Annotated in this window: 18 protein-coding genes; 9 read left to right on the top strand and 9 right to left on the bottom strand. The window is 63.2% G+C overall.

All coding sequences use genetic code 11. From position 1 onward, the window contains the following. Positions 1-62 precede the first annotated feature (62 nt). From V1294_RS20890 to V1294_RS20875, 4 genes are all read left to right on the top strand, one after another. Positions 63-797 (top strand): TetR/AcrR family transcriptional regulator, encoded by a 735-nt coding sequence (locus tag V1294_RS20890; RefSeq protein ID WP_334499768.1) that lies wholly within the window; start codon positions 63-65, stop codon positions 795-797. A 302-nt stretch (positions 798-1,099) separates the two neighbouring features. Then, positions 1,100-1,678, top strand: coding sequence for a PepSY domain-containing protein (locus V1294_RS20885; protein WP_442895364.1), 579 nt, complete (start codon positions 1,100-1,102; stop codon positions 1,676-1,678). Between the two features lie 254 nt (positions 1,679-1,932). Next, complete coding sequence (locus V1294_RS20880; RefSeq protein ID WP_334499766.1) at positions 1,933-2,958, top strand: aspartate-semialdehyde dehydrogenase; 1,026 nt, start codon at positions 1,933-1,935, stop codon at positions 2,956-2,958. 74 nt (positions 2,959-3,032) lie between these two features. After that, positions 3,033-3,524 carry a GNAT family N-acetyltransferase gene (locus V1294_RS20875; protein ID WP_334499764.1) on the top strand — a complete coding sequence of 164 codons (492 nt, stop codon included), beginning with the start codon at positions 3,033-3,035 and terminating at the stop codon, positions 3,522-3,524. A gap of 102 nt (positions 3,525-3,626) precedes the next feature. On the opposite strand, the gene V1294_RS20870 is transcribed toward V1294_RS20875, so the two are convergent. The 6 genes from V1294_RS20870 to coaD all read right to left on the bottom strand — a co-directional run bounded on the left by V1294_RS20870 (position 3,627) and on the right by coaD (position 8,425). Next, positions 3,627-4,928, bottom strand: coding sequence for a PQQ-dependent sugar dehydrogenase (locus tag V1294_RS20870; protein WP_334499761.1), 1,302 nt, complete (start codon positions 4,926-4,928; stop codon positions 3,627-3,629). A 316-nt stretch (positions 4,929-5,244) separates the two neighbouring features. Then, complete coding sequence (queA, locus tag V1294_RS20865) at positions 5,245-6,321, bottom strand: tRNA preQ1(34) S-adenosylmethionine ribosyltransferase-isomerase QueA (RefSeq protein WP_334499759.1); 1,077 nt, start codon at positions 6,319-6,321, stop codon at positions 5,245-5,247. Between the two features lie 131 nt (positions 6,322-6,452). Then, positions 6,453-6,917: a peptidylprolyl isomerase gene (locus V1294_RS20860; RefSeq protein WP_108515875.1), complete on the bottom strand. Its 465-nt coding sequence runs from the start codon at positions 6,915-6,917 to the stop codon at positions 6,453-6,455. Further along, a complete protein-coding gene (locus tag V1294_RS20855; RefSeq protein ID WP_442895363.1) occupies positions 6,893-7,333 on the bottom strand; it encodes a hypothetical protein in 441 nt (146 codons plus the stop codon). The genes V1294_RS20860 and V1294_RS20855 overlap by 25 nt, the downstream gene beginning before the upstream one ends. A 4-nt stretch (positions 7,334-7,337) precedes the next feature. Then, on the bottom strand, positions 7,338-7,880 hold the full coding sequence (locus V1294_RS20850) for a peptidylprolyl isomerase (RefSeq protein ID WP_334499756.1): 543 nt from the start codon (positions 7,878-7,880) through the stop codon (positions 7,338-7,340). A gap of 47 nt (positions 7,881-7,927) precedes the next feature. Next, a complete protein-coding gene (coaD, locus tag V1294_RS20845) occupies positions 7,928-8,425 on the bottom strand; it encodes a pantetheine-phosphate adenylyltransferase (protein ID WP_334499754.1) in 498 nt (165 codons plus the stop codon). A 273-nt stretch (positions 8,426-8,698) separates the two neighbouring features. Between coaD and V1294_RS20840 the strand changes: the two genes are divergently transcribed. After that, positions 8,699-8,956, top strand: coding sequence for a hypothetical protein (locus V1294_RS20840; protein ID WP_334480912.1), 258 nt, complete (start codon positions 8,699-8,701; stop codon positions 8,954-8,956). Positions 8,957-9,131: 175 nt separating this feature from the next. Continuing rightward, positions 9,132-9,776, top strand: a complete 645-nt coding sequence (locus V1294_RS20835) for a 2-hydroxychromene-2-carboxylate isomerase (protein ID WP_334499752.1) — start codon at positions 9,132-9,134, stop codon at positions 9,774-9,776. Positions 9,777-9,785: 9 nt separating this feature from the next. Here V1294_RS20835 and V1294_RS20830 read toward each other — a convergent pair whose 3' ends face one another. Continuing rightward, positions 9,786-10,568 carry a GntR family transcriptional regulator gene (locus V1294_RS20830; protein WP_334499750.1) on the bottom strand — a complete coding sequence of 261 codons (783 nt, stop codon included), beginning with the start codon at positions 10,566-10,568 and terminating at the stop codon, positions 9,786-9,788. Positions 10,569-10,692: 124 nt separating this feature from the next. Here V1294_RS20830 and pcaB point away from each other — a divergent pair, with 124 nt between their 5' ends. Both pcaB and V1294_RS20820 read left to right on the top strand, forming a co-directional pair. Next, positions 10,693-12,042, top strand: coding sequence for a 3-carboxy-cis,cis-muconate cycloisomerase (pcaB, locus tag V1294_RS20825; protein WP_334499748.1), 1,350 nt, complete (start codon positions 10,693-10,695; stop codon positions 12,040-12,042). 353 nt (positions 12,043-12,395) lie between these two features. Next, complete coding sequence (locus V1294_RS20820) at positions 12,396-13,028, top strand: hypothetical protein (protein ID WP_334499746.1); 633 nt, start codon at positions 12,396-12,398, stop codon at positions 13,026-13,028. Positions 13,029-13,194: 166 nt separating this feature from the next. Here the strand turns inward: V1294_RS20820 and V1294_RS20815 are convergent, their stop codons facing one another. Both V1294_RS20815 and V1294_RS20810 read right to left on the bottom strand, forming a co-directional pair. Continuing rightward, positions 13,195-13,704, bottom strand: a complete 510-nt coding sequence (locus V1294_RS20815; protein WP_334480922.1) for a hypothetical protein — start codon at positions 13,702-13,704, stop codon at positions 13,195-13,197. 183 nt (positions 13,705-13,887) lie between these two features. After that, positions 13,888-14,598 carry an alpha/beta hydrolase gene (locus V1294_RS20810; RefSeq protein WP_334499744.1) on the bottom strand — a complete coding sequence of 237 codons (711 nt, stop codon included), beginning with the start codon at positions 14,596-14,598 and terminating at the stop codon, positions 13,888-13,890. 88 nt (positions 14,599-14,686) lie between these two features. Between V1294_RS20810 and V1294_RS20805 the strand changes: the two genes are divergently transcribed. Continuing rightward, the gene (locus V1294_RS20805; protein ID WP_334495347.1) at positions 14,687-15,841 is read left to right on the top strand and encodes an IS110 family transposase; all 1,155 of its coding nucleotides are present in this window, start codon (positions 14,687-14,689) and stop codon (positions 15,839-15,841) included. Positions 15,842-15,968: the final 127 nt, after the last annotated feature.

The raw sequence follows: 15,968 nt of genomic DNA, 5'->3' as shown, positions 1-15,968 counted from the left end.
CCCCTCTTACTGCGCGTTATAGAGCAATGAGGAGTTTCACGACCGCGCAGGAATCAATGGGCATGGGATTGACTGCGACCAAAGCCAGACCGGCGAAACGAGACGTCCCGAAGTCGCGCGGCGGCCGGCCGACGAAGAGCGCCGCCGTCGAGCGCGATCAGCGGCTGATCGACGTTGCCACCCGTCTTTTTTTGGACCGGGGCTACGACGCGACCTCGCTTGATGCGGTTGCGGAAGCAGCCCGGGTCAGCAAGCCCACCGTCTATTCGCGCTACGGCGACAAGCGCGGGCTTTTTGCGGAAGTGCTGAGGCGCGAGATTGCGCGCTGGCTTGCTCCGCTTGCTGAAGCGGCAGAGGCGCAGATCACGCGTTCCTCGGACATTTCGGTCGAGCAGCGCCTGATCGAGGTCGGGCGCGAGATGCTGACGTTCACCTGCGGACCCGATGCCGTCGCGTTCAGCCGCATGATGACGTCACAGGCCATCAACTTTCCCGACATTGCCAAACTTGGCAAAGAAGAAGGCTGGTTGAAGGCCGTTTCCACGACCGCGCGCTTCTTTGATCGTTTGGTCGCACAAGGCGCTATGGACGTCGAGGATACCGGCATCGCGGCCGAGGTTTTTCTCGACGTGGTCGTCGGTCACACGCATCGCATGGCGACGTTCGGAACGCCGCTGGAGATGAAGTCCGCCGAAAAACGCATGCGCTCGGCGATCAAGCTGTTCCTGGCAGGTGCGCTTGGGCCGTCGAGCCGCGTTCAGTCCAAAGGAACCATCAGGCGGCGCCCTTCCCGCTGACAATTCCGTGAGAACGGAGTTTCACGTGGGTTGCGGCATGGCGGCATCCTTGACCGAAACAAAACGATACGGTATGGTTTTGTTATAAGCGAAGTGCGGGTCCTGCTTTCCAGTCCCAGCGGGCTCGCGCCGCTTCGATCGCCGCAAACGGCGGTACAGTTCCGTCTGCGACGTTCTGCGGCCGACCCGTATGCCTCCAAGGGGTCGGCCGCGCCTTCTTTCGCGACGATCCGGCCCCTCCGCCGGCAGAGACAGGCTCAAGGATGGAGACTGCAAACATGGGTGCGCCCTGTTGGAGACAGTTGCTTGCAGCCGCCCTGGTGGCGGTCATCCTCCCTGCCCCGGTCTATGCTGTCGCGTCGTCGAGCGGCGAGCCAGCCTCGCTCCGCAATGAGGCCGAGGAGAGCGCTGCGTCCGACCAGCAGGCGGTCAACCGGGAGCTTGAGCTCTTCCGTGGCTCGACGATCTCGCTGAGCCAGGCGATGGCCATTGCCGAAGCCCTGCACGTCGGTGCGACGACCGCCGATGTCAGCTTCGACGGCGCATCGGATTCACCGGTTTACCGGGTAAAGACCCTTCACAACGACCGCATCTGGCACCACGCCATCGACGCCACGACCGGCAAGATCGTCGGCGGCGAAGCCGCCCTGCCCCTGAAGGAGCTCGATGCCGAGGACCGCAGCAACCTCGTTGCACTCAGAACGATCCGGCACCGCCTGGCGGATGCCGTTCGCGTGGCCGAGCAGGCGGCGGCCGGCAAGGCCATCAGCGGCGGCCTGATCCGCGAACACAGCCGGCTGAATTTCGCGATTGTCGTCATGAGTGGCAGCGACCTGAAGGAGGTAATCCTCAAGCCTCCAGGCGCCGCAAGGCGGCGATGACGGGGCTCGTCTAACCCCGTTGCAGCCCGGATAGGGCCAAAACCCGTTGACGGCGGCGCTTGTCTGCCGCATAAGTCCGCGCCATGACGACTTCGACCAAAGCGACCGCGAAAACCAAAGCACCCTCCGGGGGCTCGGGAGCCGTGCGCGCGTAGTCGAACGATCGCATTATCTGAACCGAAGCCCCGCCTGAAAAGGACCGGGGCTTTTTTATTGCCCGCAAGCCATGATGCTCAACCAAAGAGGATAGACCCGTGAGCCACCAACCCGTTGTAGCCATTGCCGGTGTGACCGGCGCGGTCGGCGCCGAATTCATCGCCACCATGGACAGGCGCGCTTTTCCCGTCGGCAAGCTCAAGGCGCTGGCCAGCGCCCGCTCGGCGGGCAAAACCATCGACTTCCGCGGTGAGAGGATCGTGATCGAGGAGCTCACCGAAAAGTCGTTCGAAGGCGTCGATATCGCGCTGTTCTCGGCCGGCGGGGGCATTTCGCGCAAGTTCGCCCCCGCAGCGGTGAAGGCCGGCGCGGTCGTGGTCGACAACTCCTCGGCCTTCCGGATGGATCCGAACGTGCCGCTGGTGATCCCCGAGATCAACGCGGGCCGTATCCGCGAGCACAAGGGCATCATCGCCGTTCCGAACTGTTCAGCGATCACGGCGCTGGTGCCGCTGTGGCCGATCCACAAGCAAAACCGCATCAAGCGCATGATCGTGTCGACCTATCAGGCGGCGAGCGGCGCCGGTGCGGCGGCGATGGAAGAGCTCGTGGAATCGACGCGCGCCTATCTCGACGGCCGGCCGTTCACGCCCAAGGTCATCCCGCTTCCCTACGCGTTCAACGTCTTCAGCCACAACACCGAAGTCGATCCCGAGACCGGCTACAACGGCGAAGAAACCAAGGTGATCAAGGAGACCCGCAAGATCTTCGAGGACGAGCAGATCGCCATCGGCGTCACCTGCGTCCGCGTCCCGGTGCTGCGCGCCCATTGCGAGGCGATCACGTTCGAATGCGAAAGGCCGATCACCGAGCATGACGTGCGCGCGATCCTGGCCAGCGCACCGGGCGTCAAGATCGTCGACGACCGCGCCAGGAACTACTTCCCGATGCCGATCGATGCGTCGGGGCAGGACGACGTCCTGGTCGGCCGTATCCGTCGGGATCTCAGCGATGCTAGCGGCCACTCGATCTCGATGTTCGTGTCGGCCGACCAACTCCTGAAGGGCGCGGCGCTCAACGCGATCCAGATCGCGGAGCTGCTGCCGCAACGCGCGATGGCGTGAGGTGAGTTAATTCACGCGGAATCGTAGAAATCGTAAGGTGGGCATAGGCGCTGGACGTACTCTGAAAGATTTCGATGCCCGAGCGATTCGATATCCGCGATCTGCATGACGATCCGAAGAGCGAAGCGTTGCTCCGTTTGAACAACGCAAGCGCGCGAGAGACCTCCCTACTCACTTCAGAGCGCTTCGATCAGTTGATCAGGTCTGCGCGTCTTGCGCTGTTCATCCCGCCTGCTGCCGCGCTGTTGCTCGCATTTGAAGACACCGAGGACTACGATGGCGATCATTTTCTTTGGTTTCGTGGCCGGCTGGACCGGTTCCTGTACATAGACCGCGTGGTGGTTGCGGAGAAATGGCGGCGACACGGCCTCGCTCGGATGCTCTATGAGGAGCTATTCAAGCGCGCCATTCGTCTCGGTCACTCTCGGGTCGTCTGCGAAGTGAACGTCCGGCCCCCGAATCCCATATCGGACAAATTCCACGAAGCGCTAGGCTTTGAGGAGATTGGCCGAGCGACCATCAACGACGGCACGAAGACCGTACGATATCTCGCGGCGTATCTTTAGGAATTGTAGGGTGGGCAAAGGCGCACTTGCGCCGTGCCCACCATCTATCTGCATCGGCAGTATGAATGGTGGGCACGCTTCGCTTTGTCCACCCTACGGCACCTACGCGCCCGTCACGCGCCAGATCACGTTGCCGACATCATCTGCCACCAGCAGTGAGCCGTCGGAGCCGAGCGTGACGCCGACCGGTCGTCCGTAGGAGACCTTCTCGTCGGGTGCGAGAAACCCGGTCAAAATATCCCGCGGCGGACCGGACGGGCGTCCGTTCTCGAACGGCACGAAAACGACGGCGTAGCCGCTCAGCGTGCTGCGATTCCAGGAGCCGTGCTGGCCGATCACCATGCCGTCCGGAAAACCGGGAAGCGTGCCTGATGGCATCCAGCACAGACCGAGCGAAGCCGTGTGGCCGCCGAGTGCATAGTCCGGTTGGATCGCTTTCGCGACCATGGCCGCATCCTGCGGCACGCGGTCGTCCACCGTCTGTCCCCAGTAGCAATAGGGCCAGCCGTAGAAGCCGCCGTCGCGCACCGAGGTCAGGTAGTCCGGCGGCGTCTCGTCGCCGAGGCCATCGCGCTCGTTGACGACGGTCCAGAGCACGCTTGTGTTGGGCTCCCATGCGAGGCCCACGGCGTTACGAAGCCCGCTGGCGAAGATACGGCTCGTGCCGCCAGCCAGATCGAGCTCATAGATCGCGGCGCGGCCTTCCTCTACTTCCATGCCGTTCTCGGCGATGTTGCTGAGCGAGCCGACGCCGGCATAGAGTTTCTTGCCGTCCGCGCTCGGCAGCAGGCTCCGCGTCCAGTGTCCGCTCGGCTTGAACGCCACGAGTTTGCGTCCCTCGGCGGTGATGCGGTCCGCGCCCGCCGCGTACGGAAAGGCGACCACGCCATCGGTGTTGCCGACATAGAAGGTGTCGCCGACCAGCGCCATGCCGAACGGCTGGCTCAGCCCTTCCATGAAAATTCCGCGTCCCTCGGCAACGCCGTCACCATCAGGATCGCGCAACAAGGTGATGCGGTCGGCGCTGACGCCGAGCGCCGCGGCGCGCCGCATCGTCGCCTGCATCGCATAGTGGAACACGCTCCTGGGCGGTCCTGCGATCTGCGTCGATTCTGCGATGAGCACGTCGCCATTGGGCAGCACGTTGATCCAGCGCGGGTGGTCCAGATCTTTCGCAAACGCGTTGACCTTGAGCCCGGGTGCTGCCGTGGGCTTTTGCCCTTTGCTCCAGCCCTGGGCCGTCGGCATCTTGAGCGTCGGGATGGCGCCTTGCGGCTTCGCTTGCGGAATCGCCGGCGTGTTGCCCCAGGCTGGTGCAGGCGCCGATCCCTGCAGTCGCCGCCACTGAAGCGCGACGGCGCCGATCAGCGCGACGACGCGCGCAAAAATACCCGACATGTTCATGAAGTTCTCCAGATGATGCGCGCACCCTATCCGACGACAGGAACCGTTGGAACCTCACCGTCGAGGCACGAAGGCGCCGACGCATGCCGCGCACCCGCATGGTTGCAACGGCGCAACAGCGCACGCGATATGCTTGGAAGCCGGTAGTTATACGATCTTGGCGGTAACAGCCGAATCGAAGAGACAGATAGTGGCGCTTTATTGTCAGAGCGCCTCCTCCCTGAACCTTTAGCCCGCCGCACCGGCGGGCTTTTTTCCAGGGTGGCTGCGGCCGTCCGTGTTGGCGGCACTGCAGCAAGACGCCCGGCATTTTGCCTCAATGGGACCTGCGAAACAGCAGGCAGGCGTCCCCATAGGAATAGAACCGGTACCCCGCCGCAATCGCATGCGCATAGGCCTGCTTCATCGTGTCGAGCCCTGAGAAGGCCGACACCAGCATGAACAGCGTCGAGCGCGGCAGGTGGAAATTGGTCAAGAGGATATCGACGGCGCGAAAGCGATAGCCCGGCGTGATGAAGATCGAGGTCTCGCCGTCGAACGGCTGGATGATACCGTCCTCGGTCGCAGCGCTCTCCAATAGCCGGAGCGACGTGGTGCCGACCGCAACGATGCGCCCACCCTTGGCGCGAGCGGCATTCAGTGCGGATGCGGTATCGGCCGATATCGAACCCCACTCGGCATGCATCCTGTGCTCGGAAGTCTCCTCCACCTTGACCGGCAGGAAGGTCCCTGCCCCAACATGCAAGGTCAGCCGGTGCAGTCCGACGCCGCGGGCGCGCAGCGCCGCCTCGAGCTCAGGCGTAAAATGCAGTCCCGCCGTGGGCGCCGCGACGGCGCCTTCATTGGCCGCGAACATGGTCTGGTAATCGGCGGCATCGCGATCGTCGGGCGTGCGCTTCGACGCGATGTAGGGCGGCAGCGGCGGCGTGCCGAGATCGGCGATGGCCTGATCCAGCGCCGGCCCATGAAACGAGAATGAGAGCGTAATCTCGCCCTCGTCGCCCTTGGCCTCGACCTGCGCATCGAGATGACCGAGCAGGCAGACCTTGCCTTCATTGCCGAAGCGAACGATGTCGCCGGGCGCGAGCTTCTTCGCCGGCTTGACCAGCGCGCGCCAGCGCGAGCCGTCCAGCCGCTTGATCAGCGTCGCCTCGATCTTCGGCTCGGTCTCGCGGCCGATGCGACGCCCCCTAAGCTGGGCGGAAATCACCTTGGTATCGTTGACGACGAGCTGGTCGCCGGGCTGCAGCCATTGCGGAAGCTCGGAGATGGTGCGGTCGCACAACACGCCATCCGGCTGCACGACCAGCATGCGCGCAGCATCACGCGGGCTCGCGGGCCGCAGCGCGATGCTGGTGGCAGGGAGTTCGAAGTCGAAGAGATCGGTGCGCATGGCGCGGGTGCGCCTCACTTGGCGTTACGGGGCACGCGAAGCGTGAACCTCAGATGCGCAATTGCGCATCGGGGAATCTCGAGATTCCGGATTGCCGCGCGTTGCGCGGCCTCCGGAATGACGGGTTGAAATCAAGCCGCGTCGACGGCCATCCGCGCCTTGACGATCTTGTCCGGATTCTGCACCGGCTCGCCGCGCTTGATCTTGTCGACGTTCTCCATGCCCGAGGTGACCTTGCCCCAGACCGTGTACTGGCCGTTGAGGAAGGACGCATCGTCGAAGCAGATGAAGAACTGGCTGTCGCCGGAATCGGGGCTCGCGGCGCGGGCCATCGAGGTGGTGCCGCGCACATGCGGTTCCTTGTTGAATTCGGCCTTCAGCTTCTGGCCGGAACCGCCGGTGCCGGTGCCGTGCGGACAGCCGGTCTGCGCCATGAAGCCCTCGATCACGCGGTGGAACACGATGCCGTCGTAAAATCCCTCGCGCACCAGTTCCTTGATGCGGGCGACATGGCCCGGCGCCAGGTCGGGACGCATTTCGATGGTGACGGGGCCCTGGGTGGTTTCAAGAATCAAAGTATTTTCTGTATCAGCCATGCTCTTTTCTCTTCAGGTTTGGGTGGACGTTTGCGGGATCTGAAAGTGACCGCGAAAGGCCGGCCGGCAACCGCACCGCCCAGTCCCTCGGTAAATGGCAACGGCGCACAACGTTGCAATGTCTCCATTACGGCAATTCGGTACGCGATCCGGTCGTTATCGCCGGCATTTGCGGATTCATAGGTAATCTTGGGTTGACCGAGAATGGCGCCTGCGCGGTTGAAACTGACGATGACCGTGATGTCCATCGGGTTGGCTCGCGAGGCAGGCGGGGGCTGCCAGCACGAATACAATTTGGCAAAGACGTCCTTGATGGTGTTGAGCTGTTGCGGCTGGGCCTGCGCGTACGCCGCCGGCGCAAGCCACAACAGAGCGGCGGCAAACCAGATGAACGGCTTGCGGCGCGCCGAAATCATCGCCTCACTTGACGTCGGATGCGACCTGCACCTTCACCATCTTGTCGGGATCGGCCACAGGTTCGCCGCGCTTGATCTTGTCGACCACATCCATGCCCGACACCACTTCGCCGATCACGGTGTACTTGCCGTTCAGCGAGGCGCCTTCGGCGAACATGATGAAGAACTGCGAATTGGCGGAGTTGGGATCGCTCGCACGCGCCATCCCGACGATGCCGCGCTTGAACGGCACGTTGGAGAATTCGGCCGCCAGGTTCGGATGTTTCGAACCGCCGGTGCCGTTGAAATTCTTGCCGTCGCCGGTCTGCGCCATAAAGCCCTCGATCACGCGATGGAACGGCACGTTGTTGTAATAGCCCTCGCGCGCCAGGAGCTTGATGCGCTCGGCATGCTGGGGCGCGATGTCGTTCCGCAGCTTGATCACGATGCGGCCCTTGGTGGTGTCGATCACGATCGCATTCGCCTTGTCGAGACCAGCGGGCAGCGGCTGGGCGATCGCGGGAGCCACAAAGAACAGCGCGACGAGAACGGCTAGAATTCGGATCATGAAAGCTCCGGACAGGTGATAACGGGAAAGCATCTCGGACTAACGGATCAGCCCGCGAATTTGGCCTTCAGGCTCGCGGCAATCTGGGGCGGCACGAAGGCGGAGTAGTCGCCGCCCATGCTGGCGATCTGGCGCACCAGCGTGGCGGTGATCGGGCGGACGGCCGGCGACGCCGGAACGAATACGGTGTGCACCTCCGGCGCCATGGCCTCGTTCATGCCGGCGAGCTGCATTTCGTAGTCCATATCGGTTCCGTCGCGCAGGCCACGAATCATGATGGTGGCGCCCACCTGCCGCGCCGCAGCAACGGTGAGGTTGTCGTAGGTGGTGCAGTCGAAAGCGCAGCCGGCTTTTTGCGCAATCGGCTCACATACCGCCCGAACCATCTCCAGCCGCTCTTCGGTCGAAAACAGCGGCTTTTTGCCGGAATGGACCCCGATGGCGACAATCAGGCGGTCGCACAGCGTCACAGCGTGCCGGAGCACGTCCAGATGGCCGTTGGTGATGGGATCAAATGAACCGGGATAGAGCGCGATACGGAGCATAGGTCCCGTCTACCCCGCCTCGGGCGGCCCGGCAAGCCGGGCCAGGTTCCCTGCCGGCCCGGTTTTTTATTTCAGATCGGCCAATGAACCAGTCGTGAGCCCCGAGCGTCTCCGGGGCGAGCCGCCAATGTTTCGTCCGCCAATGGCCGACGAAACAAAACTCGGCCGGGACGAAACCATTTTCGCACGCCGTGAAGACGGCCGGAAACTTGCGCTGGCTACAAGTCCACCCAACGAACGACGGGCCGCAAAGGCCCATGACAGGGGACCGTCATGATCAAGGCTTTTTCCGCAATTGCTGCTGCTGCCTTCATTGCCGCCGCGCTGACCGTATTGCCCGGCTTTGCCCCCCAGGTCGAAGCCAGTGTTCCGCAGGCGCTTGCCAAGGGTGACCGCCTCGATATCCGCACCGTTGGCAAGGATTGCTCGCAGCAAGCCTGGCCGAATTTCGAAGCTTCCTGCCTCCGCACCGCCGGCTCTAAGTCGCTGGTGAAAGAAGCGCGCCTGGTTACCGCCGACCGGACGCCGTAACGGCACAATTTTCGTTCCGACCAACCTCCAAGCAACCGCAGTATTGGCGAGTAGGGATGCCCCCCTCCTCGCCATTTGCGTTCTGACCGCCGTCCTGCGCGTCCTGGATCATGTTCCAGTCATCCTTCGACCGGGATCGAAGCATCGCGGACACGGTGCACGTAGCATTGTGGCAATGGCCGCACCGATAGATATCTACTACGACTTCAGATCGCCCTACGCCTACTTGGCCTGGTGGCGAATCCGCCGACGGCAGGCGTTGTCAGCGTGGAAATGGCGATGGAACCCGGTTTCGATTGACGTTCTGCTGAACTTGCAGGCTGGACGCGAGCCGATGGCACCGTATGTCGATCCGCTGCCACCGCCGAAGCGAAAGCACTTCCTGGCCGACATCCGGCGATCAGCGAACTTCCTGGGCGCACCATTGTCACCGCTGCATCAACCTCGTCCTGATCCCGCGCCGGCCTTGTGCGTCGCGCTTCGGCTCGCGCAAGAAGGCATTCCTCACGATCGGTTTATTGACATGGTCTTCGAGGCGATGTGGCAACATCGCAGTGACATCGGCGCCCGCGAGGTCCTGGTAAATTGCTTGATATCTGCCGCGCTCGACGAGACGGTGATTGAGTCTGCTGTCTCGCCGAGGGCACGGAGCGAGTTGGTTACGCAATCCATGCAGGCGTACGAAGTAGGTATCTTCGGCGTGCCGAGTTTTGTGGCGCACGGCGAGATTTTCTTTGGGGCCGATCGTTTGGATATGCTGGCATGGCAACTAGAGCAGCAACCCGAGCAAATCGAACGGCTAAGGCGCGATGGGATCTAGTTGAATCCTTCAGGCGCGCGATTTCGTCTTGCCGGAAGATCGCGTCGCGCTGCCGTATGCCGTCCCCGGATTGCCGACGCGCTTGAGCACCGACGTCACGACGTACCGGCCGGCAGGATGGATGCTTTCAGAGATTTCGAACAGGCGGCCGTGCGCGTCCAGATATCGGCGGATAACTTCGAGCGCGGACGATCCGGCTTCCGCTCCCAGCGCCTTGGCAAACTCGTTCGGGATCACGGTCGCCGCAACGGTTTGGTGCACTTCGGAGGCGATCACGCCGTAACTGTCCGCGATCATGTCGCAGACCAGGCGGCGATCCTTTCGAATATCGCTCACGGCATCCGCATAGCTTTCTTCGACATAGCAATCGACCCAGGCCAATGGCGGGCTCTTGGGCTTTGTCGATGCACGAACGTAGGCGATCCGCAGCCAGCGCGACCCCGGCTGGCAGCCGAAGCGCCGCGCCGCCTTGCGATCCATCACGACGGTGTCGATGCTTCTGATGTCGCGATCCGTCGCCGCAGCCAGCGCCACGAGATCGCTCAATGAGCCGAGCGTCTGCTGAAAACTCTCCTGCGGACGTTCGCGCGCCTCAACCCGCGTGCCGGAACCTTTGCGGCGCGAAACCGCCCCGAGCTCGGTGAGCCGCCGCATCGCCGCACGCACGGTCTGCCGGCTGACATCGTAGCGCGCGGCAAGCTCCAGCTCGGTCGGTATCATGCCGCCGACGGGGTATTGGCCCCGCTGGATCGCCTCCAGCAGATCGCGGGCGATATCCTCGTAAATTGGCATGTCCAACGGTTCTCTCGGTCAGGGCGACGCTTAGCACGGCTTCGATGGACCGGCATCCCGGCTTGACAAATTTGTACATATCAATCATATGGCCGTACATATTAACAAGGAGTGAAACAAGCGCGTGGCCAGCATCCTCTTCGACAGCATCCTCTATCGCGACGTGTTCTCGACGCCGGCCATGCGGGCGGTATTTTCCGACGAAGCCCAGCTCAGGGCCTATGTGCAGGCCGAAGTGGCGCTTGCCGTGGCCCAGGGCGAAACAGGCGTGATTCCGCAAGAGGCGGCACAGGCGATCGCCCAACTCGCCCCGACGATCGCGCTCGATAGCGAGCAGTTGAAGCGCGACACCGAGAATGTCGGCTACCCCATCGTCGGCCTGGTACGGCAGCTCTCGAAGCAAATCGGCGAAGCCGGCCGCTACGTGCATTGGGGGGCGACCACCCAGGACATCATGGACACGGCGACGGTGCTGCAACTGCGCGAAGCGGTTGCGCTGATCGAAACCCAGCTTGCCGAGGTCATGGCCACGCTCGCCGAGCTCGCCCGCCTCCACCGCGATACGCCGATGGCAGGGCGAACCCATCTGCAGCAGGCCCTGCCGATCACGTTCGGGCACAAGGCAGCGATCTGGCTCTCATCGTTGCAGCGCTCGGCCGACCGGCTCGAACAAGCCAAGCCGCGCGCATTGCAGGCGCAACTCGGCGGCGCGGCGGGAACGCTGGCGTCACTCGGCGAACGCGGACTGGATGTGCGCGCCGCCTACGCGCGCGCCCTCGGTCTCGCTGAGCCTGACATCACCTGGCACGTCGCCCGCGACGGGCTGGTCGAACTGGTCCAGACATCAGCGGTGATCTGCGGCGCGCTCGGCAAGATCGGCTATGACGTCATGATCCTGATGGCGACCGAGATCGGCGAGGTGTTCGAACCTTTCGCCTCGCATCGCGGCGCATCCTCGACCATGCCGCAGAAGCGCAATCCGATCTCGTCGGAAATTCTGCTGGCCAACGCAAAGATGTCGCGCGACGCCGCTTCGCTGATGCTCGACGCCATGGTGCAGGATCTCGAGCGCGCCACCGGTCCCTGGCACTGTGAATGGCTCGCCTTGCCCCAGGCCTGTCTTCTCACGGCCGGGTCGCTGGCACAGGCGCAATTCATGCTCTCCGGCCTGATCGTCGATCCGGCGGCGATGAAGCGAAACCTCGATTCCACGCGCGGGCTGATCGTCGCCGAGGCGGTCATGATGGGGCTCGCGCCCGTGCTTGGCCGTCAGCTTGCGCATGACGAGGTCTATGCCGCCTGCCGCGACGCGTTCACCCGTGGTGAGCCGCTCCTCGATGCATTGCTGCGGCGTCCGGCGATCGCATCCGCCCTGCCCCACGATCGGCTCGCCGCCTTGTGCGAACCGTCCAACTATCTCGGAACGGCCGGGGCGATGGTGGACCGCGTGCTCGCCTGTCACATCAAACAATAAGCAAAACGATAAATACTTGGGAGGATCGATGCGCCCTGCCAAAAACGAACCAGGACACACGAGCTGCAGGACGGCACCCTGGCCTCAATCTCGGTTCCGGACCAGAATAAATCCGTCCCCTTGCCGGATTTGAGCCGCATTGTGACCCAGGTCACGGCCAAAGATCGTTTCCGCGGGGGCGCAACTCCGGGGTTCTCATGTCCGGTCATCTGCGATCTTGCATCACTGCCTTTGTCCTTCTCGCAGGTCTTCCGACTTCGCCTGCGTCTTCGAATCCTCTTGCAGACCTGTTCAATGTCTCTCCACCCCAGCCGGCCCCTGAGCCCGCTTCCGCAGAAAAGGAAAGGGAGTGCTTGCCGCGACCCGGTACGTCGACCGCAGAGGGGCAGCGCTGGGTCTATCGTTCTGAGGGGCGCCACAAGTGCTGGTTCCAGGCTGCCGAGGGGACCGCGACGGTAAAGCAGGTTCGTCATCGCGCCGCTAAGCCTCGGATCGCGGCAGTCGAGGAGAATGAGGCCGCACGGCGCAAGGCGGTCATGGATGCGCGTGCGGAGTTGCTGCACTCCGCACCAGCGGCAACGTCTCAGCCGACGCAGCCCGCGCCCGAGCTTAGGATGGTCGATGCCGCTTCCCTCCCGACTACGGGGGCCGCAGCCTTCGTGCCGCCGCCACCGGTCGCCAACCGCCCGACCGATAAGTTCACGCTTGACCAACCCACGTCGCGCCAGCTCGACGCAGAGACGCTTCTGGCAGCCGCACCAGCCGCCAGCGACGCTGTTGCCGCCTCCGTGCCTCCTGCCGCTGCAGCGCCGGTCGCCTTTCCGAACGCCGAGGCGGCCGATGACGGCCCGGGCTGGATGGCAACCTGGCTTGGCGTGCTGCTGATGGCGCTGGGCCTCGTCTTCGTCTTGGGCTCGAACCGGCCCCTCCGGGAAGCCATGCTGTTTGCGCGATTTAATGCGAGGGCGAGTCGGCGTGCATTGTAGTGAGGAGCGCCAGTTCGAAGGCGAGCAAGTGACTTCCTGTCTACACCAACAAGCACACCATTTCAGGGATAAGCCGGACTGAACATTCAGGTCAGAAATGGCAGAGCCGGAATGATGTGCAGGTTTGTGCCAATCGCGGCGGAGCCCGGCACGTCGGCAAGTCGGATCAATTCCGTGACTGGGCTACCGGGCCGGCGCTCTCGCGAGGGTTGGAGGCGACTTGTGGCAGCGCAAGGGTGAAAGCATCGATCAGCCGACGTCGCCAAGGTTGCGTCAGCATCGATAGCTTCCCTTCGAGCAGAGCGGCCTTTTCCCGGGCTCCCACGCTTTCCGTGCTGACTTTGAGCAGTTCGGCCAGGAGCTTGTTCGTGCGTTCGCATTCTCTCTCAAAGTCGGCCCGATAGCCGTTGGCAATCACCTTCATATCTGCCAGCTCAGTCTGCAAGATCTCAATTTGTTGCTTGAAGGCGGTGACCACCTGGTGACCGGCCTGAGCTTGCGGCGGACGGGATATTGGGGAATGGCTGAATTCGCTGAGATCGACCTGGACAAGCGTTTTCCCGTCGTTGGAGCGGGAGCGCGGCCAGCGGTGTCGTTTCACCAGAGCACGGGCCGCCTCTGGGGAAACTGTGAGCCTTTCACCCAGTTCGGCGTAGGTCAGCATCTCGACGGGCATGATATCCGCTCCCGTTTGGCCGGACGGTCACCACCCGGACACAGCAAATGGTAACAATCTATGGTTAAGGGCAGGTTTACCGTGAGCGGGAACCCGGATGGAGCGTCGTAGATCCTCCGGGTGGTTGGGTGGTCGCAAACTCAGCTTACCCCCTGACCACCTGCCACCCCATAGGATCTACAGCTAACCGCCGGAAACGAGTTGACGCGACATGGCGAGAATGGCGCTTGCCGTCTCTGCTGGATGAAGCGTCGGATGCAAATGCGTGCCGTGCAGGTTCGTAACCGGCCAGCCACGTCGTTGCGCCGCAATGGCTGCGTGATCATAGATCGCTGAAGTCTGGATGAAACCGGCAGGGATGTGGTCCCAATCGGCGAGTTCGATCGTGTCGTCGAACCAACCGATGTGCATCCGTGGAAGTTCACTTTCAAACCGGGCGAATGCCACCGCATCGCGCGCCAGGACATCCACACCGACAAGAGACATGCGCTGCATATCGCGCGCAAACCATCTCGACCAGATCGGAAGCATGCCGTCGGGTTCGGCGAGGCCCTTGATGAAGTCGTAAAGGGCGGGCCTGACCGGGAAGGTTGCGCCTTGCGATGGAGGCACTTCCCCATCCACGACGATTATTCCCCGCGCGGGCAACCTGGTCGCAAGGTCGGCAGCCAGCACACTCGCCGAACTATGGCCCACCACAATTGGTTCATGGCCGCCGGTGATGTGCTCCAGAAGTTGGGAAGTCCATGCGCTCCAGGACGGCGGCGAACGGTGATGGGCCAATACGTCAGGTACCTGAACATGACATCCCGCCGCCCGCAGGCATTCGGCCGTTGGCTCCCAGCTTGACGCCCGGACCAGAGGTCCTGCCACAAGAATGAAATGTAAGGGCATGGTCCCCAGCGTTCGTAGATCCTATGGGGTGGCAGGTGGTCAGGGGTAAGCTGAGTTTGCGAGCACCCAACCACCCGGAGGATCAACGATGCGCACTGATCACACTGGCACACCCGCCGGCTGCGAGTATGGCACGGTTTACATTGCTTTCGAACTGAGCAAGGCGAAATGGCAGCTGGGCATAATGATGCCTGGCGGCGAGAAGATGAGCCGTTACCGGATTGATGGGGGCGACCTGGCGGCGCTGTCGGGTTTGCTGGTCAAGGCTCGGGCGAAGGCGGCGCAGGCGGGGAAGCCGGTTCGTATTCTGTCCTGCTATGAAGCGGGTCTCGACGGTCATTGGCTGCACCGCTGGCTGGCCGACAACGAGGTACTCAATTACGAGATCGATGCGTCGAGCATCGAGGTGAACCGGCGGGCCCGGCGGGCCAAGACCGATCGGATCGACCTGGCGCAGTTGATGCGCTCGTTTCTGGCGTATCTGCGGGGCGAACCGCGGGTTTGCAGCATGGTTCGGGTTCCCACGCCTGAGGACGAGGATCGCAAACGGCGCACGCGCGAGCGCGAGCGGCTGCTGAAGGAGCGCACCGGGCACAGCAACCGGATCAAGGGGCTGCTGCATGGCCAGGGCATCCGCGATGTCATGCCCCTGAAGCCGGGCTTCTTGTCGGGTCTGGACGAGGTGCGTACCGGCGATGGGCGCGTTCTGCCGCCACGGCTGAAGGACGAGATCCGCCGCGAGCATGAGCGGCTGGTATTGGTGCACACGCAGATCAAGGCGCTCGAGGCGGCGAATGCGGCCGCGCATCGGGCACCGGCAAAGGACTCGGTCGAGGCGAAGGCGGTTCAGCTTGCCCAACTCAAGGCAATCGGCCCGCACATCGCCCAGCTCCTGGCCAACGAGGTCTTCTACCGTGACTTTAAGAACCGGCGTCAGGTCGGCAGTTGCGTCGGACTGACCGACATGCCCTACGACAGCGGCGCCCGCCGTCGACAACAAGGCATCAGCAAGGCGGGCAATCGCCGGGCGCGAACGACCGCAATCGAGCTCGCCTGGCTGTGGCTGAGCCATCAGCCCGACAGCGAGCTGAGCCGCTGGTTCCGCGCGCGGGTTGGCAACCTCAAGGGCCGCATCCGCAAGATCGCCATCGTAGCGCTGGCGCGCAAGCTGATGGTGGCACTGTGGCGCTATCTGGAAACCGGCCTCGTGCCAACCGGCGCGGCGCTGCGCCCAAGCCTCTAACGAACGCCGGTGCGCCAATGACGGCCGACGTGACCCAGGACAGACGTGTGACCGAACCCGGGTTTGGGTCTTCGGATTCCGCTTTCGTAGATGGGTCCCGTCTCTTCTGGGCCTTACCTTCACCCGT

The sequence above is a fragment of the Bradyrhizobium sp. AZCC 1678 genome (assembly GCF_036924765.1).
GTDB lineage: Bacteria > Pseudomonadota > Alphaproteobacteria > Rhizobiales > Xanthobacteraceae > Bradyrhizobium > Bradyrhizobium algeriense.
The sequence above is the reverse complement of the archived record's forward strand: the minus strand, read 5'-3'. Positions and strand labels throughout refer to the sequence as shown.